Genomic DNA, 1,383 nt, shown 5'->3' on the forward strand with positions numbered 1-1,383 from the left:
CTCACATTTCGCACCCTCCCAACGAAAATCGGGAGGATTTTTTCGTTCCGATGTCGAATGAATCCTTGACACACAAGGAAAGTGAAGGAGTTTTTCTCTCATGAACGTTCAAGTCAAAAAGGTCTATCGTAATGATTATTTGAATATAATAAGTGCCCTATTCAAGAAACTGGGCCTGCCCCAATTGATTGACCATCTCGTTCCCGTTGATCCACAGTGCCAGACTCGAGTCAGCGATGCCGTTCAGGCCATCATCTACAATATGTTTGACGGCCGGCAAGCCCTCGTTCACGTGGAACGATGGGCTCAGGAGATCGATCTAGAGAAACTCATCCGTCCCGGTCTCCATCCTTCCTGGTTGAACGACGATGCCTTGGCTCGTCATCTCGACCGCTTGTATGAGGCCGACATTCACAAGGTGATCAGCACTTGCTTGATTCACATTTATCGCAAAGAAGGCCTTTCCCTCCGAGCCTTTCACGCCGATACGACGGACAAGACGGTTTACGGCGCGTATGAATCGGCCTCATTAGAGGCTTTGCAGATCACACATGGCTATAACCGCCATCATCGTTGGCAAAAACAGATCGGCTTCGGACTGGTCGGCAACGAGGACGGCATCCCGTTTTACGGCGATGTGCACGACGGCAACCTGCCTGACAAAACGTGGAATCCGGAGGTGCTGTCCCGTGTCCACGAACAGCTCAAACAAGCCAAGATGGAAGACGAATGGATTTACGTGGCCGATTCCGCCGCGATGACAAAAGACACTCTGGCGCAAACCAAAGCGGCCAACGCCTTTTTGATCACCCGAGGCCCTTCGTCGCTTCGGATCGTGAAACGGGCATTAGCGGAGGCCGATTCGCCTCACATCCCGTGGAGCGAACCCTTTACCCTGGCGGAGAGAAACGGCGCCACGTACCGGGTATGGGAAACATCCTCCACCTATGAAGGCCACCCCGTTCGGCTGATCGTCGTCGAATCGAGTGCGCTCGACCAGCGAAAAGGAAAGACGCTCGAAAAAGAACGAACCAAAGAAGCGGAGCTTCTTCGCGAGGAACAAGCCCGTTGGGAGCGCCACCCTTTCTCCTGCCGGGAAGATGCCGAACAAGCCTTGGCGTCCCTCAAGGCGTCCCTTCGCCCCCGGTTTCATCGGGTTGAGGCCGCGGTCGAAGAGATCGTACGCCCGAAAAAACGGCGCGGACGGCCGAAAAAAGGGGCGGAACCCGAGGTGGAGACGCTGTATTTCTTGCACCTTGACGTCGAATTCGACCAAGACGCGTGGGAACAGGCGAGACGGAAAGCGTCCCGGTTTGTCCTTGTCACGACCGTTCCGAAGGAATGGAAGGGCCAACCCATGGATGCCCAAGAGATCTTGAAGCT

At 54.6% G+C, this 1,383-nt stretch carries 1 protein-coding gene; it reads left to right on the forward strand.

Annotated elements, in window-relative coordinates; genetic code table 11:
• Positions 1-100 precede the first annotated feature (100 nt).
• Positions 101-1,383 (forward strand): IS1634 family transposase (locus tag ETC02_RS16555; RefSeq protein WP_171698439.1); only part of this gene is annotated, 1,283 nt, incomplete at its 3' end.

Source organism: Geobacillus sp. DSP4a, assembly GCF_013096875.1.
In the GTDB taxonomy this organism is placed as follows: Bacteria; Bacillota; Bacilli; order Bacillales; family Anoxybacillaceae; genus Geobacillus; species Geobacillus thermophilus.